24 protein-coding genes and 1 riboswitch are annotated in these 25,230 nt (G+C 59.2%); of the genes, 14 read left to right on the top strand and 10 right to left on the bottom strand.

What is annotated here, in order from left to right:
- Position 1: 1 nt before the first annotated feature.
- The gene (gene arnB / locus AC3EMD_RS01320; RefSeq protein ID WP_012540377.1) at positions 2–1,141 is read right to left on the bottom strand and encodes a UDP-4-amino-4-deoxy-L-arabinose aminotransferase; all 1,140 of its coding nucleotides are present in this window, start codon (positions 1,139–1,141) and stop codon (positions 2–4) included.
- Between the two features lie 396 nt (positions 1,142–1,537).
- On the bottom strand, positions 1,538–2,044 hold the full coding sequence (locus AC3EMD_RS01315) for a phenolic acid decarboxylase (RefSeq protein ID WP_012540376.1): 507 nt from the start codon (positions 2,042–2,044) through the stop codon (positions 1,538–1,540).
- A gap of 97 nt (positions 2,045–2,141) precedes the next feature.
- On the opposite strand from AC3EMD_RS01315, the gene AC3EMD_RS01310 reads away from it, so the two are divergent.
- From AC3EMD_RS01310 to nikR, 7 genes are all read left to right on the top strand, one after another.
- Entirely contained in the window at positions 2,142–3,002 is an 861-nt protein-coding gene (locus AC3EMD_RS01310) for a LysR family transcriptional regulator (protein ID WP_008806950.1), read from the top strand.
- Positions 3,003–3,141: 139 nt separating this feature from the next.
- On the top strand, positions 3,142–4,710 hold the full coding sequence (gene nikA, locus AC3EMD_RS01305; RefSeq protein WP_008806949.1) for a nickel ABC transporter substrate-binding protein: 1,569 nt from the start codon (positions 3,142–3,144) through the stop codon (positions 4,708–4,710).
- Positions 4,710–5,654, top strand: a complete 945-nt coding sequence (gene nikB / locus AC3EMD_RS01300; protein ID WP_016161924.1) for a nickel ABC transporter permease subunit NikB — start codon at positions 4,710–4,712, stop codon at positions 5,652–5,654. Before nikA ends, nikB begins: the two co-directional genes overlap by 1 nt.
- A complete protein-coding gene (nikC, locus tag AC3EMD_RS01295; RefSeq protein ID WP_012967107.1) occupies positions 5,651–6,484 on the top strand; it encodes a nickel ABC transporter permease subunit NikC in 834 nt (277 codons plus the stop codon). Before nikB ends, nikC begins: the two co-directional genes overlap by 4 nt.
- Positions 6,484–7,248 carry a nickel import ATP-binding protein NikD gene (locus AC3EMD_RS01290; protein ID WP_023340796.1) on the top strand — a complete coding sequence of 255 codons (765 nt, stop codon included), beginning with the start codon at positions 6,484–6,486 and terminating at the stop codon, positions 7,246–7,248. The genes nikC and AC3EMD_RS01290 overlap by 1 nt, the downstream gene beginning before the upstream one ends.
- The gene (gene nikE / locus AC3EMD_RS01285) at positions 7,245–8,036 is read left to right on the top strand and encodes a nickel import ATP-binding protein NikE (RefSeq protein ID WP_012540373.1); all 792 of its coding nucleotides are present in this window, start codon (positions 7,245–7,247) and stop codon (positions 8,034–8,036) included. Before AC3EMD_RS01290 ends, nikE begins: the two co-directional genes overlap by 4 nt.
- Entirely contained in the window at positions 8,024–8,425 is a 402-nt protein-coding gene (gene nikR / locus AC3EMD_RS01280; protein WP_023323361.1) for a nickel-responsive transcriptional regulator NikR, read from the top strand. The genes nikE and nikR overlap by 13 nt, the downstream gene beginning before the upstream one ends.
- A gap of 27 nt (positions 8,426–8,452) precedes the next feature.
- Here nikR and AC3EMD_RS01275 read toward each other — a convergent pair whose 3' ends face one another.
- Together AC3EMD_RS01275 and AC3EMD_RS01270 are read right to left on the bottom strand one after the other, a co-directional pair.
- Positions 8,453–8,812 carry a type II toxin-antitoxin system HicB family antitoxin gene (locus AC3EMD_RS01275; protein ID WP_004181489.1) on the bottom strand — a complete coding sequence of 120 codons (360 nt, stop codon included), beginning with the start codon at positions 8,810–8,812 and terminating at the stop codon, positions 8,453–8,455.
- Complete coding sequence (locus tag AC3EMD_RS01270) at positions 8,809–9,084, bottom strand: type II toxin-antitoxin system HicA family toxin (protein ID WP_044650325.1); 276 nt, start codon at positions 9,082–9,084, stop codon at positions 8,809–8,811. Before AC3EMD_RS01270 ends, AC3EMD_RS01275 begins: the two co-directional genes overlap by 4 nt.
- A 158-nt stretch (positions 9,085–9,242) precedes the next feature.
- Positions 9,243–9,424, top strand: a riboswitch (M-box (ykoK) riboswitch).
- Positions 9,425–9,480: 56 nt separating this feature from the next.
- On the opposite strand from AC3EMD_RS01270, the gene AC3EMD_RS01265 reads away from it, so the two are divergent.
- Positions 9,481–10,494, top strand: coding sequence for a magnesium transporter (locus AC3EMD_RS01265; protein WP_012540371.1), 1,014 nt, complete (start codon positions 9,481–9,483; stop codon positions 10,492–10,494).
- Between the two features lie 39 nt (positions 10,495–10,533).
- On the opposite strand, the gene AC3EMD_RS01260 is transcribed toward AC3EMD_RS01265, so the two are convergent.
- Positions 10,534–11,727 (bottom strand): BaiN/RdsA family NAD(P)/FAD-dependent oxidoreductase, encoded by a 1,194-nt coding sequence (locus AC3EMD_RS01260; RefSeq protein WP_012967106.1) that lies wholly within the window; start codon positions 11,725–11,727, stop codon positions 10,534–10,536.
- A 229-nt stretch (positions 11,728–11,956) separates the two neighbouring features.
- On the opposite strand from AC3EMD_RS01260, the gene pitA reads away from it, so the two are divergent.
- Complete coding sequence (gene pitA, locus AC3EMD_RS01255) at positions 11,957–13,453, top strand: inorganic phosphate transporter PitA (RefSeq protein WP_008806938.1); 1,497 nt, start codon at positions 11,957–11,959, stop codon at positions 13,451–13,453.
- A 59-nt stretch (positions 13,454–13,512) separates the two neighbouring features.
- On the opposite strand, the gene uspB is transcribed toward pitA, so the two are convergent.
- The gene (uspB, locus tag AC3EMD_RS01250; protein WP_002921203.1) at positions 13,513–13,848 is read right to left on the bottom strand and encodes a universal stress protein UspB; all 336 of its coding nucleotides are present in this window, start codon (positions 13,846–13,848) and stop codon (positions 13,513–13,515) included.
- A 382-nt stretch (positions 13,849–14,230) separates the two neighbouring features.
- Here uspB and uspA point away from each other — a divergent pair, with 382 nt between their 5' ends.
- Both uspA and dtpB read left to right on the top strand, forming a co-directional pair.
- Positions 14,231–14,668 carry a universal stress protein UspA gene (gene uspA, locus AC3EMD_RS01245; protein WP_004145166.1) on the top strand — a complete coding sequence of 146 codons (438 nt, stop codon included), beginning with the start codon at positions 14,231–14,233 and terminating at the stop codon, positions 14,666–14,668.
- Positions 14,669–14,924: 256 nt separating this feature from the next.
- Positions 14,925–16,397 (top strand): dipeptide/tripeptide permease DtpB, encoded by a 1,473-nt coding sequence (dtpB, locus tag AC3EMD_RS01240; RefSeq protein WP_282446769.1) that lies wholly within the window; start codon positions 14,925–14,927, stop codon positions 16,395–16,397.
- Between the two features lie 145 nt (positions 16,398–16,542).
- On the opposite strand, the gene rsmJ is transcribed toward dtpB, so the two are convergent.
- From rsmJ to AC3EMD_RS01225, 3 genes are all read right to left on the bottom strand, one after another.
- Entirely contained in the window at positions 16,543–17,295 is a 753-nt protein-coding gene (gene rsmJ / locus AC3EMD_RS01235; protein ID WP_012540366.1) for a 16S rRNA (guanine(1516)-N(2))-methyltransferase RsmJ, read from the bottom strand.
- Between the two features lie 7 nt (positions 17,296–17,302).
- Complete coding sequence (prlC, locus tag AC3EMD_RS01230; RefSeq protein ID WP_008806935.1) at positions 17,303–19,345, bottom strand: oligopeptidase A; 2,043 nt, start codon at positions 19,343–19,345, stop codon at positions 17,303–17,305.
- 182 nt (positions 19,346–19,527) lie between these two features.
- Positions 19,528–20,799 (bottom strand): acid phosphatase, encoded by a 1,272-nt coding sequence (locus tag AC3EMD_RS01225; RefSeq protein WP_110245049.1) that lies wholly within the window; start codon positions 20,797–20,799, stop codon positions 19,528–19,530.
- A gap of 193 nt (positions 20,800–20,992) precedes the next feature.
- Here AC3EMD_RS01225 and AC3EMD_RS01220 point away from each other — a divergent pair, with 193 nt between their 5' ends.
- Together AC3EMD_RS01220 and gorA are read left to right on the top strand one after the other, a co-directional pair.
- Complete coding sequence (locus AC3EMD_RS01220) at positions 20,993–21,835, top strand: 23S rRNA (adenine(2030)-N(6))-methyltransferase RlmJ (RefSeq protein WP_012967103.1); 843 nt, start codon at positions 20,993–20,995, stop codon at positions 21,833–21,835.
- Positions 21,836–21,907: 72 nt separating this feature from the next.
- The gene (gene gorA / locus AC3EMD_RS01215) at positions 21,908–23,260 is read left to right on the top strand and encodes a glutathione-disulfide reductase (protein ID WP_302073894.1); all 1,353 of its coding nucleotides are present in this window, start codon (positions 21,908–21,910) and stop codon (positions 23,258–23,260) included.
- Between the two features lie 52 nt (positions 23,261–23,312).
- On the opposite strand, the gene AC3EMD_RS01210 is transcribed toward gorA, so the two are convergent.
- Positions 23,313–23,936, bottom strand: a complete 624-nt coding sequence (locus AC3EMD_RS01210) for a glutathione S-transferase family protein (protein WP_012540364.1) — start codon at positions 23,934–23,936, stop codon at positions 23,313–23,315.
- Between the two features lie 135 nt (positions 23,937–24,071).
- Here AC3EMD_RS01210 and AC3EMD_RS01205 point away from each other — a divergent pair, with 135 nt between their 5' ends.
- Positions 24,072–25,220, top strand: a complete 1,149-nt coding sequence (locus AC3EMD_RS01205; protein ID WP_117116349.1) for an iron-containing alcohol dehydrogenase — start codon at positions 24,072–24,074, stop codon at positions 25,218–25,220.
- The last annotated feature ends 10 nt before the right edge of the window (positions 25,221–25,230 follow it).

Raw genomic sequence — 25,230 nt, 5'->3', positions numbered from 1 at the left:
ATCAACGTCCTGACAGCTGGCGCAGTGCGGAAATGACGCGAGTGACATCGTCATCGGTCATGTCCGGGAACAACGGGAGAGAACAGATGCGGGCGCTGTTCCATTCGGTATTCGGCAGGGAAACCTCAGGGAAGCGCTCGCGGTAATATTTTTGCGTATGAGCCGCACGGAAATGCAGACCCGTGCCGATACCCATCGCCTTCAGTTTTTCCATCAGCGCGTCGCGGCTGATGCCGCATGCGGCCTCATCGACGCGGATGATAAACAAGTGCCAGGCGTGCTGGTGATCCCATGCCGGGACGGTCAGCGGTTTAAACGGCGTGTCCGCCAGCTCGCGCAGGTAGCGCTGGGCAATCTCCGTCCGGCGCTGATTGGCGTGGCTCAGTTTTTCCAGCTGGACCAGCGCCAGAGCGGCGTTGATATCGGCAAGGTTGTACTTAAAGCCCGGGGTGATCACCTCCGCCTGCGGCGCGCGGCCGTGGGTCTGACGATCATAAGCGTCCACGCCCAGACCATGGAATTTCAGACTGCGGATACGGGAGGCCAGCTCGTCGTCGTCGGTGACAATCAGCCCGCCTTCGGCGCAGGTCATGTTCTTGATCGCGTGGAACGAGAAAATGGCGGTCCCCTGCCAGCCAATGTGGCGGCCTTTATAATGGGTACCCGCCGCATGGGCGGCATCTTCAATCACCGGAATGCCGTGGCGCTCGCCCACCGCGCGAATGGCGTCGATGTCGGCTGGCGCGCCCGCGTAGTGCACGGGAATTATCGCTTTGGTACGCGAAGTGATCGCCGCTTCCACCGCGTCAGGGGTGATCATCAGATTGTCGTTATCGACATCGATCATCACCGGCGTAGCGCCCAGCAGGCAGATCATATTGAGAGTGGAGACCCAGGTCTGGGACGGCGTAATGACTTCATCGCCGGGGCCAATACCCAGCGCCATCAGGGTCACATGCATCCCGCCGGTCGCTGAACTGACGGCAATCGCGTGGCGGTTGCCGGTCAGCTGGCAGAATGCCGCTTCGAGTGCCTGATTCTTCGGTCCGGTGGTGATCCAGCCCGACGCTAAAACTTCACGCAGCGCAGCCAGCTCTGCGTCGCCCATCGACGGGCGCGAAAACGGCAAAAAATCGCTCATCATCATCCTGTTCTGTAGTTGACCCACGCACAAATCAGGGTCGTTAGAATAAAATATCCTGCGCCTGCGGACTTAAACGAAATTAAAATGAAGTGAGTTCAGCGCGGCATTCCATTTCAGGGTATTTCGACCACTATTAATGTAGTCGACCTTGCTTAGGATAATATTAAGAAATTAATATTTTCTCAGAATAAGTAATAACTCATTACTAAACAGCATGATAGGAATTTTTTATGGCAGGGGTATGGCAGGAAAGCGTTCCTGTTAAGCGGCAAGAAACAGGAACGCAATAGCAAAAAGTAAACGGGAATTAAACCAATACACAATACTTAAATTAGCGATCGTCACGCTTAATGACAAAATGTTAGCGCAGATCACAAAGTTATTTCTGCTGAATTACAAGTTTGCAGGAAAATCCGCAGGTAATTCGCTCGCCGGGCAATTAATGACCTCGTCATTATCGGCGCCACAGTCGCGAATGAAGGTGATAGTGGCGAACTCGTCAATCACTTCCGTTGGATAGGCCGGGCCGGCATCACGGTACGAATTCATCAGCGGAATATGGTCGTTCTGGAAGCAGACGGTTTTTTCCGGGTTATTCATGATCCAGCGCGGGAAGAAAATGGTGCCGTGGAACAGTTTGTCGCCCAGGTTGACGATCAGGCTGACGTCGGTGCCGGTCGGTTCGGTCCAGGAGATTTTGTAGATACTTTCCCCCACCCGCACGATGTACGCTTCCTGATCTTTCACCCAGCGATTGCCGACGATGCCGCTGTGAATACGGTAGTCGAGGGTGTGGCCATTTTTGACGTAAATCTCGTAGTTCCAGCCGTTGTCGTAGGTATAGACCAGATGTTTACCGATAAAGCCGCTGAGGTCATGTTTGTCGAAAGTGCTCATCATTTATTCTCCTCTGTTTTGTTGAGGACAGCATACGTCTTTAAAAAATGAATGAATAACGCTATGTTTGGATTAAATACATCCAAATTTTAGATTGATTATGCACAAGACAACCCTGGAGCAGTGGGCGTTACTCGAAAAGGTAGTGGAATTGGGGAGCTTTGCCAGAGCGGCGGAGGAGACCAACCGCAGTCAGTCTTCGGTGAGCTATAACCTCGCGCTGCTGCAGGAGCGCTTAGGCGTGGCGCTGCTGGCGCCGTCCGGCCGGCGGGCGGTGCTGACCCCGGCCGGCGAACTGCTGCTGAATCAGGTCAAACCGCTGCTGCAGGCCTTCGCCTACGTCGAGACCCACGCCGCCACCTTACGCAACGGGGCGCGTACCCGCCTGGATCTGGTGGTCGACAGCATTTTCCCTCGTCAGCGACTATTCGCCATTCTGCGCCAGTTTCAGCAGCGCTATCCGCAGACCCAGGTCAGACTCACCGAAGTGCTGGAAAACGTTGATGACGAGAGCGCGGCGCGGACGGAAGCTGATGTGATGGTGCTGACCCGCCGCCAGGATATTACCGGCCGCGGAGAGTGGCTGATGAATATTGATTTTATCGCCGTCGCCCACCGCGACCACCCTCTCGCCACGCTCGACGGGCCGCTGGAGGACAGCACGCTGGCGCCGTGGCCGCTGGTGCGCATTGCCGATCAGACCGGCGATGGCCAGGCGACGCGTGACGCCTGGACCTTCTCCACCATTGACGCCGCCATTGATGCGGTGATGTATCAGGTCGGGTTCGGCTGGCTGCCGGAAGAGCGCATTCGCCCCCATCTCGACCAGGGCGTGCTGAAGCGGCTGCCCCTCAGCCACGGCGCGCGCCGCGCGACGCCGCTGCACCTGATCGTTAAGCGGGACCTGGCGCCGATCGACGAGCAGGTAGCCACGCTGCTGGGCTTATTCCGGGCGCCCTGAGAAGCGCAGGCGGTGTTTACCGCCCGCGTGTAATGATACGATTTTCTTATACTTTCCGGCGCAATATTGATCCAGGTTACTCCCAAAGTATGATGAATCACTAAAATCGTCATACTTTCCTGTCGCTGAGATCGCCGTCTTGTCTACTATCCGCCTCACCCTGCTGGCGCTGGTTGCCTGCGTCCCTTTACTGGCTCAGGCCGCGCCGCACCAGCTCACCACCGCCTGGCCGGTTAACGTCGGCCCGCTGAATCCCCATCTCTATACACCCAACCAGATGTTTGCCCAAAGCATGGTCTATGAACCGCTGGTGAAGTATCAGGCTGACGGCAGCGTACAGCCCTGGCTGGCGACCCGCTGGCGTCACGCCGCCGATGGTAAAACCTGGTGGTTCACCCTGCGCGACGATGTGACCTTCTCCAATGGCGAACCGTTTAACGCCCAGGCCGCGGCGGCCAATTTCCAGGCGGTGCTGGCCAACCGCCAACGCCATGCCTGGCTTGAGCTCGCCAACCAGATCACCGACGTGCGGGCGCTCAGCGCCACTGAGTTGCAGATCACTCTGAAAAGCGCCTACGCGCCCTTACTCCAAGAGCTGGCCCTGCCCCGCCCGTTCCGCTTCATCGCGCCCTCGCAGTTTATCGATGGCGGCACCGCCAGGGGCATTAAAGCCCCGATCGGCACCGGTCCGTGGCGACTGGCGAGCTCGCAGCTCAATCAGCGCGATGTGCTGGTACGCAATGAGCGCTACTGGGGTCGTAAACCGGCACTGCAGCAAATCACCATCAAGGTGATCCCCGACGCCACCAGCCGGGCGGTGGCGTTCGAAACCGGGGAAATCGATATGCTCTACGGTGACGAAGGGCTGCTGCCGCTGGACACCTTCGAACGTTTTCGCCATCACCCCGGCTACGTGGCGCGCCTGTCCGCCCCGGTGGAAACGGTGATGCTGGCGCTGAACGCCAGCCAGGGCCCGACCCGCGAGCAGGCGGTTCGTGAGGCGCTCAACTACGCCGTCGATAAACAGACCCTTGTCGATAGCGTGTTGTATGGCACCCAGCAGGTTGCCGACACCCTTTTTGCCCCCTCGGTCCCCTACGCGCCGCAGGATCTGACGCCGCGCCGTTACGACCCGGCAAAAGCCCGCGCCCTGCTGGAGCAGGCTGGCTGGCAGCAGCCGGATGGCCAGCCCTGGCGACAAAAAGCCGGGCAACCGCTGGCGATTGAGCTGGCGTTTATCGGCACCGACGCGCTGGCTAAATCAATGGCCGAAATTATTCAGGCCAATCTGCGGCAGGTCGGCGTCCAGGTCACCCTGGTGGGTGAGGAGGAGAGCAGCATTTACGCCCGCCAGCGCGAAGGCCGCTTCGGTATGATCTTCAATCGCACCTGGGGCGCGCCCTACGATCCGCATGCCTTTTTAAGCTCGATGCGCGTCCCGTCGCATGCGGATTACCAGGCCCAGCGAGGCCTGCCGGACAAGGCGCTGATTGATAAAGAGATTAGCGAAGTACTGACCACGGGGGACGAGGCGCTGCGGAGAAAACGGTACCACGATGTGCTGACCCGCCTGCATCAGGACGCGGTGTATCTGCCCATCAGCTATGTCTCGCTGATGTCGGTTGCGCACCAGGAGGTCGGGGAGATCCCGTTCGCCCCGGTGACCACCGAGATCCCTTTCGATCAGATTAACCCGGTAACGCCATAATGCTACGCTATATTTTACGCCGCCTGCTGCTGCTGATCCCGCTGCTGCTCGCCGCCTCCGCCATCATCTTTCTGCTGCTGCGGCTCGGCACCGGTGACCCGGCGCTGGATTATTTACGCCTGTCGAACCTGCCGCCCACTGAAGAGATGGTTGCCTCGACCCGCGAGCTGCTGGGGCTCAACCAGCCGCTCGCGATGCAGTATCTGCACTGGCTGTGGCGGGCGCTGCACCTGGATTTCGGTCTCTCCTATGCCACCCAGCGCCCGGTGCTGGATGACCTGCTGCACTTCCTGCCAGCCACCCTGCTGCTCACCGGCGCGGCGCTGGCGCTGATCCTCGTCACCTCCCTGCCGCTGGGCATCTGGGCGGCGCGCCATCGCGATCGCCTGCCGGACTATGTGGTACGGCTGATTGCCTTTCTTGGCGTCTCAATGCCGAACTTCTGGCTGGCCTTTCTGCTGGTGATGCTCTTTTCCGTGCATCTGCAGTGGCTCCCGGCGATGGGGTATGGCGACTGGCAGCACCTGATTTTGCCCGCCGTCTCCATCGCCTTTATGTCGCTGGCGATCAACGCCCGCCTGCTGCGCGCCAGCATGCTGGACGCCGCCAGCCAGCGTCACGTGATATGGGCGCGGCTACGCGGATTGAGCGCGCGCCAGGTGGAGCGCCGACATATCCTGCGCAATGCCACCCTGCCGGTGGTGACCGCCATGGGCATGCACATTGGCGAGCTGATCGGCGGCACCATGATTATCGAAAATATCTTTGCCTGGCCCGGGGTCGGCCGCTACGCAGTTTCCGCCATTTTCAATCGCGATTACCCGGTGATCCAGTGCTTTACCCTGATGATGGTGACGGTGTTCGTGCTGGCTAATCTGGCGGTAGATGTGCTTAACGCGGCGCTCGACCCGCGCCTGCGCCGCCACGAGGAGGTGAGCGCATGAGATGGCTACAAAGCTTTCGCTGGCCGGTAAAACTGGCCATGCTGGTTATCGCGCTGTTGGCAGTCATCGCCATCGGCAGCGGCTGGTGGCTGCCCTGGGATCCAGCGGCGATTGACCTTCAGCAGCGGCTGCTACCGCCGGGCGCAGCGCACTGGCTCGGCACCGATCATCTCGGCCGGGATATTTTCTCACGCCTGCTGGCCGCCACCCGCGTTTCGCTGGGGGCGGTGATGGCTTGTCTGCTGCTGGTGCTGCTGATCGGTCTGGCGGTCGGCGGCAGCGCCGGGCTGCTGGGCGGCCGCGCCGACCGCGGCCTGATGCGCCTCGCCGAACTGTTTATGACCTTTCCGACCTCGATCCTGTCGTTCTTTATGGTGGGGGTGCTGGGTACCGGGTTGACCAACGTGATCCTCGCCATTGCGCTGTCGCACTGGGCCTGGTATGCCAGAATGGTGCGTAACCTGGTGGTTTCCCTGCGCCAGCGCGAATTTATCCTCGCCGCCCGACTGAGCGGCGCCAGCCAGTGGCGGCTGTTCAGCGACCATCTGGCCGGGGCGGTGATCCCCTCGCTGCTGGTGCTCGCCTCGCTGGATATCGGCCATATGATGCTTCACGTGGCAGGCATGTCGTTCCTCGGTCTCGGCGTCAGCGCGCCGACGGCGGAATGGGGGGTAATGATCAACGACGCCCGACAGTATATCTGGACCCAGCCGCTGCAAATGGTCTGGCCGGGGCTGGCGCTGTTCATCAGCGTGATGGCTTTTAACCTGCTGGGCGACGCGCTGCGCGATCGTCTCGATCCCCACCTGATCGCGGAGCATAGCCACTGATGCCGCAGAAGATCCAACTGGAACAGATCTCGCTTGCCGCTGACCGACCGCTGGTCAGCGACGTTTCCTTCACCCTGCGCCGCGGGCAGGTGCTGGCGCTGCTCGGCAGCAGTGGCTGCGGAAAATCGCTGACCTGCGCCGCCGCGCTGGGCATGTTGCCGCCTGGCGTCAGGCAAACCGCCGGCCGGGTGCTGCTCGACGGCATTCCGGTGCACGGCGAACAACTGCGCGGCTCGACTATTGCCACCATCATGCAAAACCCACGCAGCGCCTTTAATCCACTGCAGACCATGGCCGCGCACGCCCGGGAAACCTGCCGGGCAGCGGGTCGTGAAACGAATGACGCCGTGCTGCTGGCAGCGATGGAGGAGGTCGGTCTGGACAATCCGCGGGCGCTGCTGAAGCGCTACCCCTTTGAGATGAGCGGCGGCATGCTGCAGCGGATGATGGTCGCTCTCGCCCTGCTCAGCCGCGCGCCCTTTATCATCGCCGACGAGCCGACGACCGATCTCGATGCCATCGCCCAGGCGCGCATTCTCGATCTGCTGGCGGATATCGTCGCCAGGCGCGGTCTGGGGCTGCTGCTGGTGACGCATGATATGGGCGTCGTGGCGCGGCTGGCGCATCACGTGACGGTCATGGAGAACGGTCGCCTCGTTGAACACTGCGATGTGAATACGCTATTTAGCGCCCCGCGGCACCCGCTCAGCCAGCGCCTGCTGGCCGCGCATCTGGCGCTGTACGGCCTGGAGAAAACACCATGAATTTACTCAGCGTCACCGGAGTGAGTCACGATTATCCTCACCACGGCAGGGTCCTGCATGCGATCCATCTCGCCATCGCCCCCGGCGAAACGGTGGCCCTGCTCGGACGCAGCGGCTGTGGGAAAAGCACCCTGGCGCGGATGCTGGTGGGTCTGGAAACGCCGCAGCACGGTGATATTGCCTGGCGCGGCACGCCGCTGACTGCCCTCAAGGGCGAGGCCATCGGCGCCTTCCGCCGTGATATTCAGCTGGTATTTCAGGATGCCTTCAGCGCGGTGAATCCGCGCAAAACGGTGCGCGAGATCGTCAGCGAGCCGCTACGCCATCTGTTACGCTTGTCGCGTGAGGCGCGTTCGCGGCGGGTGGAAGAGATGCTGCTGGCCGTCGACCTCGCGCCGTCGCTGCTCGATAAGCGCCCGGCGCAGCTCAGCGGCGGACAGCTGCAGCGCGTCTGCCTGGCACGCGCCCTGGCGGTACGGCCGCAGCTGTTGATCCTGGATGAAGCGGTTTCAAATCTCGATCTGCTGCTGCAGGCGGAGATTATCGCCCTGCTGAAGCGTCTGCAGGCGCAGTTTGACACCGCCTGCCTGTTCATCACCCACGACCTGCGGCTGGTGGAGCGCTTTTGCCAGCGAGTGCTGGTGATGGAGCACGGGCGCATCGTCGAAACCGCGACGGTCAGCTTACCGCTGCGCCTGCACTCCCCTGCCGGACAGGCGCTCCAGCAAGCGGTGCTCCCCCCTTTTCCTGCCACTCTGCTAAACGAGGCCATGCCATGCAGCGCGTAACCCTGACCCTTGATGATGACCTGCTGGCCGCCCTCGATGCGCTCAGCGCCCGCCGTGGCTACCACAATCGCTCGGAGGCGGTACGCGATATTCTGCGCGACGCCCTCAACCAGGATCCTGCGTCGCCGGAATCACGGCGCGGGTATGCCGTCCTGTCGTACGTATATGAACATGAGAAACGCGAACTGGCGAGCCGGCTGGTGGCCACCCAGCATCATCATCACGATCTCTCCGTCGCCACGCTGCATGTGCATATCAGTCATGACGACTGCCTGGAGATTGCGGTGCTGAAAGGTGACATGGCCGAGGTACAGCATTTTGCCGATGAGGTGATTGCCCAGCGCGGCGTGCGCCATGGGCATTTGCAGTGTTTAGCGGATGAAAATTAAAACGATGGCGAGCTGCTGCATACTGTTTTAAGCCTGTTTGAGACGTTCATTGAGCGTCTCAAGGATCCAGGTATTTACGGAAACCTGCTCCTCCGCAGCGGCGGAGCTAAGACGCTCGCCAAATGACTCAGGATAGCGCAGCGTGAAGGTTTTCATCTTTTCCGGGTGAGCATAAGGCTCAATCCCCGCTTCATGACAATCTGCGAGATACTCCTGTAATGATATCTCGCCCTCCTGTTGTAACCCTTGAATACTATCGGAAACAAAATCGCAATATCCTGATAATCCAAGGAACTTACCGCGGAATGCATTGAGCTCAGGCACGTAATTGATAACGGCAGGCTGGCCGGCAATCTCCATTGAGTTTGGCGTTTTAGGTTTGATCATGGTTTTACCCCTATAGTGATTAACCAATCGCGCACGCTCTCCACGGCGCCTTTGTCAGTATCCGGCGAAGGATGAGGCCTGTGAAAGCTGGCAATGCTGTGGTTCAACAAAAATTTACAGCGCGAGCCGCGTCCTTCTTTAATCTCCCCGCCTAACGCTTTGATTAGCGATTCAATGTCGGCCCATTTAATGCCCTGTGGCACAGGGATTTTAAACAGTTGCTCCAGCGTGTGGCGCTGTTTATTACGTAAAGATAAAACCTGCTGCTCCATCGCCCTGCCCCATGACTTCATCCATTGAAGTCAAGCTAATGATAGCACAAGATGAAGTCAAGCCAAATTCTGATGAAGTTTGTTTATCAACAGTTGATAAACCACATAAACTATACGCTTTGTGAATTATCCCTCTTCGCCAATAATGGCGCCTCATTTAACGATCTCGTTATGGCGAGGCTCCTGCATAAATACAAGTTACCGCCCTGTTGGTATCGAGAGAGACCACTCAGGGAAATACAGGCTTCCATCGAATCAAGGTGTTGCCAAGGTAACTTCTGGCGGTCATGACCGTTCAGATACGTTATGCAGTGCTAAAACCAGGACGTAGGGATCTGCCTGCGCTAACCCTGTCTTGTTCGCCCCTATGAGTGATTTTTTATAGGGATTTTAATCATGTCTTCCATTCAACTCTGCGCCGCCCATCAGGCGACCTCTGGCTTCGACGGCGATGCGATCGCCCAGTACATGCGTACCGATTTTATTACGCTGCAGGAACATCTCAGCGTCCATGAGGCGCGCGAACACTTTATCTCCCAGCTGGACAGTGATGACATTCCCGGCCAGGTGTTTGTCGTCGCCGGCAGGAAACTGCGCGGCAGCCTGTCGGTCAAAAAGCTCCTGCAGGAAGGGGATGTCGGGCAGTCTATCCGCTACCTGATGGACAGCTGCCTGTTTCGCGTCAAACCTGACGACGAGCGCCCGCAGGTGATTGCCGAACTCACCGAGCGCGGCCTCGACCTGGTACCGGTTGTCGATAAAGGCGAGCTGGTCGGCTGCCTGATGGAAAAGGAGATCGCCCATCTGCTGGAGGATGACGTCACCGAAGACGCCCAGCTGCAGGGGGCGACGCTACCGCTGGAAAAACCGTATCTGGAAATCAGTCCGTGGACGCTGTGGAAGAAACGTTCGGTCTGGCTATTGCTGCTGTTCGTGGCCGAAGCCTATACCAGCAGCGTGCTTCAGCATTTCGAAGAGGCGCTGGAATCGGCCATCGCCCTCGCCTTCTTTATTCCGCTGCTCATCGGCACCGGCGGCAATAGCGGAACGCAGATCACCTCGACGCTGGTGCGCTCGATGGCGCTGGGGGAAGTGCGGCTGCGCGATATGGGGCGGGTGATCCGCAAAGAGGTGTCGACCTCGTTTCTGATTGCCCTGACCCTGGGTCTGGCGGGCTGCCTGCGCGCCTGGATGATGGGGATTGGCATGGAAATCACGCTGATCGTCAGCCTGACGCTGGTATGTATTACCCTGTGGAGCGCGATTGTCTCGTCGATCATTCCGATGGTGCTTAAGCGGATCGGCATCGACCCGGCGGTGGTTTCCGCGCCGTTTATCGCTACGCTGATTGATGGCACCGGGCTGATTATCTATTTCAAAATCGCCCAGTATTTTCTTGGGTTGAACTGATCAAGTAAGCCCGGGTGCCACAGTACCCGGGCCCTTGGATTACCCTTCCACCAGCGCCTGCGCGCAGGCCCAGGCGCTTGACCACGCCCACTGGAAGTTATAGCCGCCGAGCCAGCCGGTGACGTCCATCACTTCGCCGATAAAGTAGAGACCCGACGCCTTACGCGCCTCCATGGTACGTGACGAAAGTTCGTTGGTATCCACGCCGCCGAGGGTCACCTCCGCCGTCCGGTAGCCTTCGGTGCCGTTCGGCTGCACGCGCCAGGCGGTCAGTGTCTCCACCAGCGTCTGCTGATCGCGAACGTTCAGTTGCTTCAGTGTTACATCAGGTATCTGTCCCAGCTGCTGCAGACACTCCACCAGCCGCTTCGGCAGCTGCATCGCCAGGGTATTTTTCAGGCTCTGGTTGGGATGCGCGCTGCGCTGCTCGTTAAGGAAGTCCTCAAGATTGCAGTCCGGCAACAAGTTAACAGTGACGAACTCGCCGGGCTGCCAGTAGCTGGATATCTGCAGCACCGCCGGCCCGGAAAGGCCACGATGGGTAAACAGCAGATTTTCGCGGAACAGGGTGCCGTTCTCGGCGGTAATGGTAGAAGGCACCGAAACGCCGGAGAGCACCTGAAGCTGCTCGAGCAGCGGCTTATGCAGGGTAAACGGCACCAGCCCGGCGCGGGTCGGCAGTACCTTCAGGCCGAACTGCTCGGCCACCTTGTAGCCAAACGGCGAGGCGCCGAGCCCCGGCATCGACAGACCGCCGGAGGCAATCACCAGCTTTTTGGTCATCAGCGTTTCGCCGTTCACCTGTAGCCGGTAGCCTTGTTCATCTCGCTCGACGCTGAGGATTTCGCTGCGCAGGCGGATCTGCACGTCGCCCTTTTCGCATTCCGCGAGCAGCAGATTGACGATCTGCTCCGCCGAATCATCACAAAACAGCTGGCCGAGCGTCTTCTCATGCCAGGCGATGCCATATTTGCCGACCAGCTCGATAAAGTCCCACTGGGTGTAGCGCGCCAGGGCAGATTTGCAAAAATGCGGGTTTTGGCTCAAATAGGCCGCCGGCTCAACATACATGTTGGTAAAGTTGCAGCGGCCGCCGCCGGACATCAGAATTTTTCGTCCCGGCTTTTTGCCGTTATCGAGCAGCAGGACGCGGCAGCCGAGCTGGCCCGCCTGCGCTGCGCAAAACATTCCCGCCGCTCCGGCGCCAACGACAATGGCATCAAACCTTTCCACACCGCGTTCCTCGTTCCCCAATTGTCGGGTTTTGTAAATATTTCACTCTGGTCACACCAGCGGGAAAAATCCCGCATTAGATACATCATTGAAAGATATAGGATTACTCCCAACAGGGTAAAACCTAAACAGGAAGAAAATCAAAAAAAGTCTATATTTCACTTTGCCCGCGCCGCTAAAGTCACTGATAATGCGCCGCGTTCATGTCCTCAAAATGGCGTAACGTCCTATGCTACATTTATTTGCCGGTCTGGATTTACATACCGGACTATTATTATTGCTTGCTTTAGCTTTTGTACTGTTTTATGAAGCGATTAACGGTTTCCATGATACCGCAAACGCGGTGGCTACGGTTATCTACACTCGCGCAATGCGGTCGCAGCTTGCTGTTGCGATGGCGGCGCTCTTCAACTTCTTCGGCGTTCTGCTGGGCGGTCTCAGCGTAGCCTATGCCATTGTGCATATGCTGCCCACCGATCTGCTGCTTAACATGGGTTCCGCACATGGCCTCGCCATGGTGTTCTCTATGCTGCTGGCGGCGATCATCTGGAACCTCGGCACCTGGTATTTCGGCCTCCCGGCCTCCAGTTCTCACACCCTGATTGGCGCCATCATCGGTATTGGTTTAACCAATGCGCTGATGACCGGTACTTCAGTGGTTGATGCGCTGAATATCCCGAAAGTCATCGGCATTTTTGCTTCGCTTATCATCTCGCCGATCGTCGGTCTGGTGATTGCGGGCGGCCTGATCTTCATTCTCCGTCGCTACTGGAGCGGTACCAAAAAACGCGCGCGTATCCACCTGACCCCCGCAGAGCGTGAAAAGAAAGACGGTAAGAAAAAACCGCCGTTCTGGACCCGTATCGCCCTGATCCTGTCCGCTATCGGCGTGTCGTTCTCCCACGGCGCCAACGATGGGCAGAAAGGCATTGGTCTGGTGATGCTGGTGCTGATTGGCGTCGCCCCGGCGGGCTTCGTGGTGAATATGAACGCCTCCGGTTACGAAATCACTCGTACCCGCGATGCGGTCAACAACGTGGAAACCTTCTTCCAGCAGCGCCCTGACCTGCTGAAGAAAGCCACCGGTGTTGACCAGTTGGTTCCGTCTCCGGATACCAATACCGCGGCCAACGGTGAGTTTCATTGCCATCCAGCAAATACTATCAACGCGCTTGACCGCGTGAAGACTATGCTGACCGGCGTTGAAACCTACGATTCACTGTCACCGGATCAGCGCGGTCAGCTGCGTCGCATTATGCTCTGCATCTCCGACACCACTGATAAAGTGGCGAAGCTGCCGGACGTCAGCGCTGACGACCAGCGTCTGCTGAAGAAACTGAAAACCGATATGCTGAGCACCATCGAGTACGCGCCAATCTGGATTATTATGGCGGTCGCGCTGGCGTTAGGTATCGGCACCATGATCGGCTGGCGCCGCGTGGCGACCACCATCGGTGAGAAGATTGGTAAGAAGGGCATGACCTACGCTCAGGGGATGTCGGCACAGATGACCGCAGCGGTTTCTATCGGTCTGGCGAGCTACACCGGAATGCCGGTTTCCACCACCCACGTGCTCTCCTCCTCGGTGGCGGGGACAATGCTGGTGGATGGCGGTGGTCTGCAGAAAAAGACCGTGACCAGCATCCTGATGGCCTGGGTGTTGACCCTTCCGGCAGCGATTATCCTTTCAGGCGTCCTTTACTGGCTCTCCCTGAAACTGATTTAAACGTCATTCGATCAAAACGGGTCAGCTTGCTGGCCCGTTTTTTTATCCCGAAGATGTCGTTAGTGCCAGATCATCAGCGCAATCAGGCTCACCACCACCAGACCGCACAGCGCGCTGGTCAGGATAAACTGACGACGGACACGTTCGCAGCGACGAATAAATTCATCATCGTGATGGTCACGGTAACGCTGGGCGTAGATATACCACACCAGCCGCATCTGTTTGCTGGGCTGCCCATGCGAGGTAAAAAAGCCGCCGCCATCAACATACTGATAGAGCAAGGGATCGCAACCACGTAGCACCACCAATAATGCACGCAACGATGAGAAGTAGCGTGCCATATTCACCACACAAACGACACACAGGGCCCAAAACAGCGCAATAGTGCTGATCATACCTCCTCCCCGGCGACCCGCCCACGGAGAAATCCTCCGCGGCTACCGCTCCCCAAATAACCCACGACGATACCGTAAAGAGTGCGATTCCGATCACATTTATTTTTCCGACCGGCTCATTAAATAGTGTAGGAGATCCATTAATTTTTTTACCACAAGGTTATTCGTTATCAATACGTAAGACGGATAAATTTGTTTAACTTTTAGGTGAACCCAGTGCATTGACGGAGTGCGGGGGGCGCTATAAGGTAGGAAATATCTTCTACAATGAAGTCCTTAAAGGCTACCCTCCCGCGAATGTAGCACGCAGGACGCGGGCGAAACGGCAGCGCCAGCTGTCAGGTCCAATGGTCATCGACAAACTTATGGAAGGAGTAACACTATGGCTTACAAACATATTCTTATTGCAGTAGACCTGTCCCCGGAGAGTAAAGTACTGGTTGAAAAAGCCGTTTCTATGGCCCGCCCGTATAACGCAAAAGTGTCCCTGATCCACGTGGATGTGAATTACTCCGACCTCTACACCGGGCTGATTGACGTTAACCTCGGCGACATGCAAAAACGCATCTCCGAAGAGACCCATCACGCGCTGACCGAGCTCTCCACCAACGCGGGCTACCCGATCACCGAGACCCTGAGCGGCAGCGGCGACCTCGGCCAGGTGCTGGTCGATGCGATTAAAAAATATGATATGGATCTGGTGGTCTGCGGCCACCATCAGGACTTCTGGAGCAAGCTGATGTCCTCTGCCCGCCAGCTGATCAACACCGTCCATGTCGACATGCTGATCGTCCCGCTGCGCGACGAAGAAGACGAATAACCTTCCCGTTTTATCCGCGTAAGACGCCCGCCGATGCGGGCGTCTTTATTTTCGCTTTCCCCTCACCGCATGGCAGAGATTAAAGCCATAAAATCGCCATTCAATTAGTGTGATCAACCAGTTATTTGCCAAAACATCTATATAATAATCTATTCACTAAGCCAATAACCGCAGCATGGCGAGTTATCAGACATTTTCGGCGCGTTCTGGCATACGCGTTCATACTTTTTGGGAAAGTAAAACAAGGCGAAGGAATATGAATACAACTGCACCTACGGGCTTGCTGCAGCAACCTCGTCCGTTCTTCATGATCTTCTTTGTGGAGCTCTGGGAACGTTTTGGCTATTACGGCGTTCAGGGGATCCTGGCGGTCTTCTTTGTCAAACAGCTGGGCTTCTCTCAGGAACAGGCCTTTATCACCTTCGGCGCCTTCGCGGCGCTGGTTTACGGGCTGATCTCCATCGGCGGCTACGTGGGCGACCATCTGCTGGGGACTAAACGCACGCTGGTGCTCGGCGCCATTGTGCTGGCTATCGGCTACTTTATGACCGGGATGTCGCTGCTGAAACCGCAGCTGATCTTTATCGCTCTCGGCACCATCGCCGTCGGCAACGGTTTGTTTAAAGCCAACCCGGCGAGCCTGTTGTCAAAATGCTATCCGCCTAAAGACGCCCGTCTCGACGGGGCGTTTACCCTGTTTTATATGTCGATAAACATCGGTTCACTGCTGTCGCTCTCGCTGGCGCCGGTGATCGCCGAAAAGTTTGGCTATGCCGTGACCTATAACCTGTGCGGCGCGGGGCTGATTATCGCGCTGCTGGTCTACTTCGCCTGCCGTGGGATGGTGAAAGATATTGGCTCCGAGCCGGATCATCGCTCCCTCAGCCTGCGCAATCTGGCGCTGGTGCTGGCCGGGACGGTGGTAATGATTTTTCTCTGCGCCTGGCTGATGCATAACGTGATGGTCGCCAACCTGGTGCTGATTGTCCTGTCGATCGTGGTCATTGCGTTCTTTTTCCGCGAAGCGTTTCGCCTCGATAAAACCGGACGCAACAAAATGTTCGTCGCCTTTATCCTGATGATCGAGGCGGTGTTGTTCTACATTCTGTATGCCCAGATGCCGACCTCGCTAAACTTCTTCGCCATCAACAACGTCCATCATGAGATCCTGGGCTTTACCATCAATCCGGTCAGCTTCCAGGCGCTCAATCCCTTCTGGGTGGTGGTTGCCAGTCCGGTGCTGGCGGCGATCTACACCCATCTCGGTCACAAAGGGAAAGACCTGACCATGCCGGTGAAGTTTACCCTCGGGATGTTGCTCTGCGCGCTGGGCTTCCTGACCGCCGCAGCCGCCGGGATGTGGTTTGCCGACGCCCAGGGATTAACCTCGCCGTGGTTTATTGTGCTGGTCTATCTGTTCCAGAGCCTGGGCGAACTGCTGATCAGCGCCCTGGGGCTGGCGATGGTTGCCGCGCTGGTGCCGCAGCATCTGATGGGCTTTATTCTGGGGATGTGGTTTCTGACCCAGGCCGCCGCGTTCCTGCTGGGCGGCTATGTGGCGACCTTCACCGCAGTGCCGGAAAACATTACCGATCCGCTGCAGACCTTGCCGGTCTATACCAATGTGTTCAGTAAAATTGGCCTGGTGACGCTGGGCGTCACGGTGGTGATGGCGCTGATGGTGCCGTGGCTGAACCGGATGATTAATACCCCGGCCAGCGCCGAGTAACCGTTTAAGACGGCCGATCCGCGCTGGCGCCGTTTGTTCAGATATTGCGGTTCCCGGCTTACGCTACGCTGAGCCGGGCGACAATTCGGTAGCCCGGATAAGGCGCGTTGCGCCGCTATCCGGGAGATACCACCACGGCGTAATATTACTCCGGCGTACCGGCGTAAATATCAAACCGATGTCCTTTGGTCACCACCGCGTTCGGCGTGGCGACCTCCGCCAGCGGCGGCGCGTAATCCGGGCGCTTCACCACCACCCGTTTGGTCGCCAGCTGGCGCGCCGGGGCCAGCAGGCCATCGGCGTCTAAATCGGGCCCCACCAGCGACTGAAAGACGCGCATCTCTTTCTTCACCAGCGCGCTTTTCTGCTTATGCGGGAACATCGGATCGAGGTACACCACCTGCGGACGCGGGGTGATATCGGTCAGCGCCGTCAGGCTGGAGGCGTGGATCAGCTGCAGCCGCTCCTGCAGCCAGCCGCCAATTTCCGCATCGGCATAGCCGCGCGCCAGGCCATCGTCGAGCAGCGCGGCGACCACCGGATTACGCTCCAGCATTCGCACGCGGCAACCGACCGACGCCAGCACGAAGGCATCGCGTCCCAGCCCGGCGGTGGCGTCGACGACATCCGGCAGGTAATCACCTTTAATACCCACCGCTTTGGCGACCGCTTCACCGCGGCCGCCGCCAAACTTGCGCCGGTGGGCCATCGCCCCGCCGACAAAGTCGACGAAGATGCCGCCAAGTTTGGGCTCATCGCGCTTACGCAGCTCCAGATGCTCCGTCGTCAGCACCAGCGCCATCAGGTTATCTTCATCCTGCTCCAGCCCCCAGCGGGCGGCTAAAACAGATAAGGCGCCGTCTCCGGCGCCTGTTTCATCAATTAAGCAGATCTTCACCGCAGACTTAACCCTTGATCCCGTAGTGCTCCAGCATCGCGTCCAGCTGCGGCTCACGGCCGCGGAAGCGTTTGAACAGCACCATCGGCTCTTCGGAACCGCCGCGGCTCAGGATATTGTCGAGGAACGACTGACCGGTTTCGCGGTTGAAAATCCCCTCTTCTTCGAAGCGTGAGAAGGCGTCTGCCGCCAGCACGTCGGCCCACAGGTAGCTGTAGTAACCTGCCGCATAGCCGCCGGCGAAGATGTGGCTGAACGCATGCGGGAAACGGCCCCAGGTCGGGCCCGGCACCACAGCGACCTGCTTTTTAATCTCGGCCAGGGTCTCAAGAATTTTCGCCCCCTGCTCCGGCTTGTATTCCGCATGCAGGCGGAAATCGAACAGGCCGAACTCCAGCTGGCGCAGAATAAACATCGCCGCCTGGTAGTTTTTCGCCGCCAGCATTTTCTCCAGCAGCTCCTGCGGCAGCGGTTCACCGGTTTCATAATGACCGGAGATAAACGCCAGCGCTTCCGGCTCCCAGCACCAGTTTTCCATAAACTGGCTCGGCAGTTCGACTGCATCCCACGGCACCCCGCTGATGCCGGAAACGCCGGCGGTATCAATGCGGGTCAGCATGTGGTGCAGACCGTGGCCGAACTCGTGGAACAAGGTAATCACTTCGTCGTGGGTGAACAGCGCCGGTTTGCCGTTGACCGGGCGGTTGAAGTTACAGGTCAGGTAGGCGACCGGCTTCTGCAGGGAACCATCCAGTTTACGCATTTGGCCGACGCAGTCGTCCATCCACGCCCCGCCGCGTTTATGTTCGCGGGCATACAGGTCAAGATAGAAGCTGCCGCGCAGCTCGTTGTGTTCGTCATACAGCTCGAAGAAGCGCACTTCCGGATGCCACACATCGACATCGGTACGCTCTTTAGCGGTAATGCCGTAAATGCGCTTCACCACTTCGAACAGGCCGTTAACGGCTTTGTTTTCCGGGAAATAAGGGCGGAGCTGCTCATCGCTGATGCTGTAGAGGTGCTGCTTCTGTTTTTCGCTGTAGTAGGCGATATCCCACGGCTGCAGTTCATCGACGCCAAACTCGGCTTTGGCGAAGGCGCGCAGCTGGGCCAGCTCTTTTTCGCCCTGCGGACGGGCGCGTTTGGCCAGGTCGGTGAGGAAGTCGAGCACCTGCTGCGGATCCTCCGCCATTTTGGTGGCGAGGGATTTAAAGGCATAGCTGTCAAAGCCCAGCAGCTGCGCCAGCTCATGGCGCAGGGCGAGGATCTCCGCCATCACCGGGCTGTTATCCCATTTACCGGCGTTCGGCCCCTGATCGGAGGCACGCGTGGAGTAGGCGCGGTACATCTCTTCGCGCAGCGCCTGGTTGTCGCAGTAGGTCATCACCGGCAGGTAGCTCGGGATATCCAGGGTCAGCAGATACCCTTCCTGCTCTTTCGCCTGGGCCTGAGCCTGAGCGGCGGCCAGCGCGCTTTCCGGCATACCGGCCAGATCGGCGACGTCGGTCACCAGCTTGTTCCAGCCCATGGTGGCGTCGAGGACGTTGTTGCTGTACTGGTTGCCCAGCTCAGAGAGGCGCGCGGCGATTTCACCGTAGCGTTTCTGCGCCTCCGGCGGCAGGCCAATACCGGATAATTCAAAATCGCGCAGCGCATTATCAACCGCTTTTTTCTGCGCAGTATTCAGCGTGGCGTAGTTATCGCCATCGCGCAGGTCGCGGTAGGCTTTATACAGCCCTTCATGCTGGCCAACCCAGGTACTGTACTCGGAGAGCAGCGGCAGGGTCTGTTCGTAAGCTTCGCGCAGTTCCGGGCTGTTTTTTACCGAATTCAGATGGCTGACTGGCGAGAAGATGCGTCCCAGCACATCGTCCACTTCCGCCAGCGGCTGGCAAAGATTTTCCCAGCTATACGGCGCGCCGTGCGCCACCGCGCTTTCCACCGCGGCCCGGCAATCATCCAGCGCTTTGGTGACCGCAGGGACCACGTGTTCCGGTTTGATCGCAGAAAAAGGCGGCAGGGAAAAAGGCGTCAGTAATGGATTGGTCATATGCGCTGTCCTGTTGAAAAGGGTGAATGAAGCGCGCGTCCGGCGCTTATGCATGAGATCTAGAATGGGGGATAGTTGGGGGAATTTCAATGACGGGCGGTGCGTCATCCTGGGTATTGCTGCGATAAGTCCGCCCGTTGCGGGAAAAGGCCGACACGCGGTGCAGCGTGCCGGAAACCGCATTAATGCCTTTTTTGCGCCATCTCCCAGGCCGCCGACAGATTCAGCCGCTGCCAGAACTGCTGTTCGGGGGTGGCGCCGGAAAGGGGGTAACCCGCCGGCAGCGCGGTGTTGACCATCAACGCCCGACGCTGGGCCGCTGACAGTTGCGGCAGGGCAGCCTCCAGCAGTACTTCCGCCCCCTCAGGCACCTGCAGACGCGGCTGCGGCCCCTTCTGCTGCGGCAGATCGTAGGTCATGGTGAAACGAGAGAAATCACGCATCGCCGGATCGCGCCAGGGATCGTCTTTCACGCTGCTCTTCGCGCACTCAGCAAGCGATGTGCCGCAGGCTTTCGCCAGCGCGGCGCGCAGCTGATCGCGAGCTTCGTTAAATAATACCCGGTAGTGCGGATCGTTAAGATAATGGGCCACGTTGCGCTCGGCCACCATCCGCGAGCCGATCACGTCCAGCGGATAGTGGACGCCCAGCACGATGCGCGAGTAGCCATAGCGGGCGCCGCGGGTTACCAGCGCGTCGTAGCGCTCCGGGATCATCGCCGCCAGCAGCAGCGCATCGGTATAGCCGGTGTTGGTGTGGCCGCTGGGGAACGAGCCGCCGTCGGCGGTATAGGGCTGGTTATCCTTCACCACCACGTCGTCAGGCACCAGGTGAATGGTGTTGCCCTGAACCAGAAACGGCCGCGGATTGTTGAAGTGCTTTTTCGCCTCGCCGGTGCTGACTTCCGAGGCTTTGATCAATGCTGCCGCTTTCCCCAGCGCGCCCTGGTCATAGGCGGTCAGAAACGCTTTGCCCAGCCGCGGCCCCAGCGCATCGCTGAGGAAGTAGAGGTAGCTAATCCCTTCCGCATCGGCCAGCGCCTGACGGCGTGTCGTCTGCACGGCATCGCGATTGATGCTAGTCACCGTCGCCAGATTCTGCTTCACGACGGTCTCCGGCAGGGTGCTGAACGCCGACAACAGCGCAATACCCGCCTGCTGGTTGGCCCGGGTCTGGAAGTCATAGCCGCTGGCCTTCAGCCAGGCGGTATCGGCCTGAGTTTTGTTTTGTTTCGTGTGCGCCAGCCGATCGCGGGTCAGCGTGGCGGCATCCCCCTGCAGAGCGTGACGTAGCTGCGTCAGCCCCTGTTGCTCAAGATCGTCATACGCCTGGCTGGAGGCAGCCGGCGTCACGCTATTGGCGAGGGCCGCCGCCCTGTCCAGCGGGATGTCTTTGGCCAGAACCGGTTGCGCCAGCAGCAGCGCGATGGCCAGCAGTGAGAGTTGCCTTTTCATTATTTTTCCTTTTATTCAGATAATTACCTTGCCTGCACCCGACGCTAGCGCGGCCGTTTGACGTTTTTATGACAGCGTTATGTTTTGCAACGCTTTTGGCAGAAATGAAACAGCGCGGCGGCGCAGCGGTAATCTCGGCCGATCTGCGGTAAACTATCGGTTAACTTGTTTACTTCCCGGAATCTCTGTATCCATGCTCAGTTATCGCCACAGCTTTCACGCAGGCAACCACGCCGACGTCCTCAAACACACTGTTCAGAGCCTGATCATCGAAGCGCTGAAAGAGAAAGAAAAACCGTTTCTCTACCTGGACACCCACGCTGGCGCGGGCCGCTATCAGCTGAGCGGCGAGCACGCCGAGCGTACGGGCGAGTATCTCGAAGGCATCGCCCGCATCTGGCAGCAGGACGACCTGCCGGCAGAGCTGGAGCCGTATATTTCCGTGGTCGAACACTTCAACCGTAATGGCCAGCTGCGCTACTATCCGGGCTCTCCGCTGATCGCCCGCCAGCTGCTGCGCGAGCAGGACAGCCTGCAGATGACCGAGCTGCACCCGAGCGACTTCCCGCTGCTGCGCGCTGAATTCCAGAAAGACCGCCGCGCGCGCGTCGATAAAGCCGATGGCTACCAGCAGCTGAAAGCCAAGCTGCCGCCGGTATCGCGCCGCGGTTTGATTCTGATCGACCCGCCGTACGAAATTAAAACCGACTATCAGGCGGTGGTGACCGGGATCCACGAAGGCTACAAACGCTTCGCCACCGGTACCTACGCCCTGTGGTATCCGGTCGTGCTGCGCGCACAGATCAAACGCATGATCAAAGAGTTAGAAGCCACCGGCATTCGCAAAATTCTGCAAATCGAGCTGGCGGTGCGTCCGGACAGCGACCAGCGCGGCATGACCGCCTCCGGGATGATCGTCATCAACCCGCCGTGGAAGCTGGAGCAGCAGATGAACAATGTGCTGCCGTGGCTGCACAGCAAGCTGGTTCCGGCCGGCACCGGCCACGCTACCGTCAGTTGGATCGTACCGGAGTAATCGCAACCATCGGTGGAACCTTTTAAGCCTCGCGCTACAATCGCGGCAATCAACGATTAAGGACATATGGGCATGAGCAAACATTATGATTACCTCGCCATCGGCGGCGGTAGCGGCGGTATCGCCTCGATTAACCGCGCGGCCATGTACAGCCAGAAGTGCGCGCTGATTGAAGCCAAAGAACTGGGCGGCACCTGCGTCAACGTCGGCTGCGTGCCGAAAAAAGTAATGTGGCATGCGGCGCAGATCCGCGAAGCGATTCATCTTTACGGCCCGGACTACGGTTTCGATACCACCATCAACCATTTCGACTGGGAGAAGCTGGTCGCCAGCCGTAGCGCCTACATCGACCGCATCCATACCTCCTACGACAACGTACTGGGTAAGAACAACGTCGACGTGATCAAAGGCTTCGCGCGCTTTGTCGATGCCCATACCGTGGAAGTGAACGGCGAGACGATCACCGCTGACCATATCCTGATCGCCACCGGCGGCCGGCCGAGCCACCCGAATATTCCGGGTGTGGAATACGGTATTGATTCCGACGGTTTCTTTGAACTGCCGGCGCTGCCGAAGCGCGTGGCGGTGGTCGGCGCGGGCTATATCGCCGTTGAGCTGGCGGGGGTGATTAACGGCCTCGGCGCCGAAACGCACCTGTTCGTGCGTAAACACGCGCCGCTGCGCAGCTTCGATCCGCTGATCGTGGAGACCCTGGTGGAAGTGATGAACGCCGAAGGCCCGCAGCTCCACACCAACGCGATCCCGAAAGCGGTAGTCAAGAATGCCGACGGCAGCCTGACGCTGGAGCTGGAAGATGGCCGCAGCCAGACCGTAGATTGCCTGATTTGGGCGATTGGCCGCGAACCGGCGACCGATAACTTCAACCTGGCGGCTACTGGCGTCAAAACCAACGAAAAAGGCTACATCGTCGTTGATAAGTTCCAGAACACCAACGTGCCGGGCATCTACGCGGTGGGCGATAACACTGGCGCCGTCGAGCTGACCCCGGTGGCCGTGGCCGCAGGCCGTCGCCTCTCCGAACGCCTGTTTAACAACAAGCCGGAAGAGCATCTGGACTACAGCAACATCCCGACCGTGGTCTTCAGCCACCCGCCTATCGGCACCGTCGGCTTAACCGAGCCGCAGGCGCGCGAGCAGTACGGCGACGATGCCGTGAAGGTCTACAAATCCTCTTTCACCGCGATGTACACCGCCGTCACCTCGCACCGCCAGCCGTGCCGCATGAAGCTGGTGTGCGTCGGCCCGGAAGAGAAGATTGTCGGGATCCACGGCATTGGCTTCGGGATGGATGAGATGCTGCAAGGCTTTGCGGTGGCCCTGAAGATGGGCGCCACCAAAAAAGACTTCGACAACACGGTTGCCATTCACCCGACGGCGGCAGAAGAGTTCGTCACCATGCGCTAAGACGCGATCGCCGGATGATAAAAAGAAGCCCCAGGGGCTTCTTTTTTTATGTTCAGGCCACGCCGTTATTGCCGTGGCGCATAAACGCCGGGCGCTGATTGAGCGCCATATACCAGCGTTCCACGGCCGGCATCTCCGGATGGGCAAAAGGGGTCATCTTCCAGCGATGCACCGACAGCCCCAGCACGATATCGGCGAGAGTGAAGCGCTCGCCGGCTATCCACGCCCCGGTACGCTGCAGTTGCGCTTCGACAATGCGCACGCAGTGGGTCCAGGTGGCAATACTCTCTTTAATCGCCGCCGGATCCTGAAAGCGCGGATCTTTACGCACCAGCCCCATAAAGGCATGGCGCCAGGCAGTGTTAAACTCGGTCGCCTGCCAGTCCATCCAGTGCTCCACCTCGGCGGCGGGCTGTGGCTCGGCGGGCAGCAGATCCCAGCGCTCCGCTTTCCGCGCCAGATAGCGGCAGATACTGTTCGACTCCCAGAGCACGAAGTCACCGTCCAGCAGCACCGGCACCAGGCTGTTAGGATTCAGGCGCTGAAACTCAGGCGTATCCAGAGGCTTAAATCCGCTGCCGTAATCCTCCTGCTGGTACGCCAGCCCGGCTTCCTCGCAGGTCCACAACACTTTCCGTACATTGATTGAAGAGCGTTTGCCCAGAATTGTTAGCATTGTCAGCGATTCCTCAGCCATAAAAGAGAGATCTTTCACTCTACTCTATTGTCAGCCTTGCCAGCCAGCAACAAGGCAGAGTAGTGGATAATGTGTATAGTTGATTCCAGCCTGTTTGCCGAAAAGGAACCCGACATGTTGACCCCTTTTACCGTTTTGATGCCCGCAAATATTCGTTTTGGCCGTGGTCAGGCCCTGAGCGCTGCCCCCTGGCTGGCGCAGCAGGGCGGCCCCATTCTGCTGGTGCATGGCGCCAGCCCGCAGCGGGCGGCGTTTCTGCGCCATCAGCTGGAGGCGCTGCAGCTGGAGGTCACGATGCTGGCGATAAGCCGCGAACCCTGGCTTATCGATATCGAGCAGGGCGTCCAGCTGGCGCGCGAGAAAGGCGTCCGGGCAGTGGTCAGCCTCGGCGGCGGCGCGGTGATTGACGCCGGTAAGGCGATTGCGGCGCTGGTCCCCGCCGCCGGCCCGCTGGTCGACTATCTGGAGGTGGTGGGAACGGGTCGTCAGCTGGAAGCCAGTCCGCTGCCGTTCGTGGCGATCCCGACCACCGCCGGGACGGGCGCGGAGGTCACCAAAAATGCGGTGATCAACGTCCCGGAACAACAGCGGAAAGTGAGCCTGCGCGACGACCGAATGCTGCCTGACCTGGCGATTGTCGACCCGGCGCTGACCGACAACGCGCCGCGGAGCATCACCCTGAGCTCCGGCCTCGATGCCCTGACCCAGGTGATCGAGCCCTGGCTCTGCAGCCGGGCCACTCCCTTCACCGATGCCCTCTGCCAGCAGGCGATCCCGCGGGGCATCCGCGCGCTGAAAATCCTGATGGAACAAGAGTGTCCGGCCAGCCGCGACGAGATGGCCTGGGTCAGCCTGTGCGGTGGACTGGCGCTGGCGAACGCCGGGCTGGGAGTGATCCACGGCCTTGCCGGCCCGCTGGGCGGCCTGAGCCGCGCCTCGCACGGTGCTTTATGCGGCAGCCTGCTGCCGTTTGGCCTGGCGCTCAATGAGTCGCAGATAAGCGACCCTGCCCTGCGCCAGCGCTTCAACGACGTTCGCCGCTGGCTGGCCGACGGGCTGGACGTCCCTGTGGATCGGGTCTGGGACAGTCTGCGGGAATGGAGCCATCGCGCCGGCCTTGGCACCCTGCGCGACCTCGGCGTAGCGCGCGATGCCCTGGAACCGGCGGCGCTGGCCGCCAGCACCTCCTCATCGATGAAGGCCAACTCGGTCAGCCTGAGCGGCGAACAGCTGCTGGAGATGCTGGAGGCGGCGTGGGAGTGAGCGCGCCGGG

This window comes from Klebsiella sp. PK18 (genome assembly GCF_057784655.1).
This window is presented reverse-complemented; position numbering and strand designations above follow the sequence as displayed.

What these genes read in the sequence shown, in the direction of transcription:
- nikE (WP_012540373.1), top strand. Translation starts at nt 7,245, where the DNA reads ATGAATTTACTCAGCGTCACCGGAGTGAGTCACGATTATCCTCACCAC.
- uspB (WP_002921203.1), bottom strand. Translation starts at nt 13,848, where the DNA reads ATGATCAGCACTATTGCGCTGTTTTGGGCCCTGTGTGTCGTTTGTGTG.
- AC3EMD_RS01270 (WP_044650325.1), bottom strand. Translation starts at nt 9,084, where the DNA reads ATGGAGCAGCAGGTTTTATCTTTACGTAATAAACAGCGCCACACGCTG.
- AC3EMD_RS01225 (WP_110245049.1), bottom strand. Translation starts at nt 20,799, where the DNA reads ATGAAAAGGCAACTCTCACTGCTGGCCATCGCGCTGCTGCTGGCGCAA.
- arnB (WP_012540377.1), bottom strand. Translation starts at nt 1,141, where the DNA reads ATGAGCGATTTTTTGCCGTTTTCGCGCCCGTCGATGGGCGACGCAGAG.
- nikC (WP_012967107.1), top strand. Translation starts at nt 5,651, where the DNA reads ATGAGATGGCTACAAAGCTTTCGCTGGCCGGTAAAACTGGCCATGCTG.
- gorA (WP_302073894.1), top strand. Translation starts at nt 21,908, where the DNA reads ATGAGCAAACATTATGATTACCTCGCCATCGGCGGCGGTAGCGGCGGT.
- nikR (WP_023323361.1), top strand. Translation starts at nt 8,024, where the DNA reads ATGCAGCGCGTAACCCTGACCCTTGATGATGACCTGCTGGCCGCCCTC.
- pitA (WP_008806938.1), top strand. Translation starts at nt 11,957, where the DNA reads ATGCTACATTTATTTGCCGGTCTGGATTTACATACCGGACTATTATTA.
- AC3EMD_RS01310 (WP_008806950.1), top strand. Translation starts at nt 2,142, where the DNA reads ATGCACAAGACAACCCTGGAGCAGTGGGCGTTACTCGAAAAGGTAGTG.
- uspA (WP_004145166.1), top strand. Translation starts at nt 14,231, where the DNA reads ATGGCTTACAAACATATTCTTATTGCAGTAGACCTGTCCCCGGAGAGT.
- AC3EMD_RS01315 (WP_012540376.1), bottom strand. Translation starts at nt 2,044, where the DNA reads ATGATGAGCACTTTCGACAAACATGACCTCAGCGGCTTTATCGGTAAA.
- dtpB (WP_282446769.1), top strand. Translation starts at nt 14,925, where the DNA reads ATGAATACAACTGCACCTACGGGCTTGCTGCAGCAACCTCGTCCGTTC.
- nikB (WP_016161924.1), top strand. Translation starts at nt 4,710, where the DNA reads ATGCTACGCTATATTTTACGCCGCCTGCTGCTGCTGATCCCGCTGCTG.
- AC3EMD_RS01290 (WP_023340796.1), top strand. Translation starts at nt 6,484, where the DNA reads ATGCCGCAGAAGATCCAACTGGAACAGATCTCGCTTGCCGCTGACCGA.
- AC3EMD_RS01275 (WP_004181489.1), bottom strand. Translation starts at nt 8,812, where the DNA reads ATGATCAAACCTAAAACGCCAAACTCAATGGAGATTGCCGGCCAGCCT.
- prlC (WP_008806935.1), bottom strand. Translation starts at nt 19,345, where the DNA reads ATGACCAATCCATTACTGACGCCTTTTTCCCTGCCGCCTTTTTCTGCG.
- AC3EMD_RS01210 (WP_012540364.1), bottom strand. Translation starts at nt 23,936, where the DNA reads ATGCTAACAATTCTGGGCAAACGCTCTTCAATCAATGTACGGAAAGTG.
- AC3EMD_RS01220 (WP_012967103.1), top strand. Translation starts at nt 20,993, where the DNA reads ATGCTCAGTTATCGCCACAGCTTTCACGCAGGCAACCACGCCGACGTC.
- AC3EMD_RS01265 (WP_012540371.1), top strand. Translation starts at nt 9,481, where the DNA reads ATGTCTTCCATTCAACTCTGCGCCGCCCATCAGGCGACCTCTGGCTTC.
- AC3EMD_RS01205 (WP_117116349.1), top strand. Translation starts at nt 24,072, where the DNA reads ATGTTGACCCCTTTTACCGTTTTGATGCCCGCAAATATTCGTTTTGGC.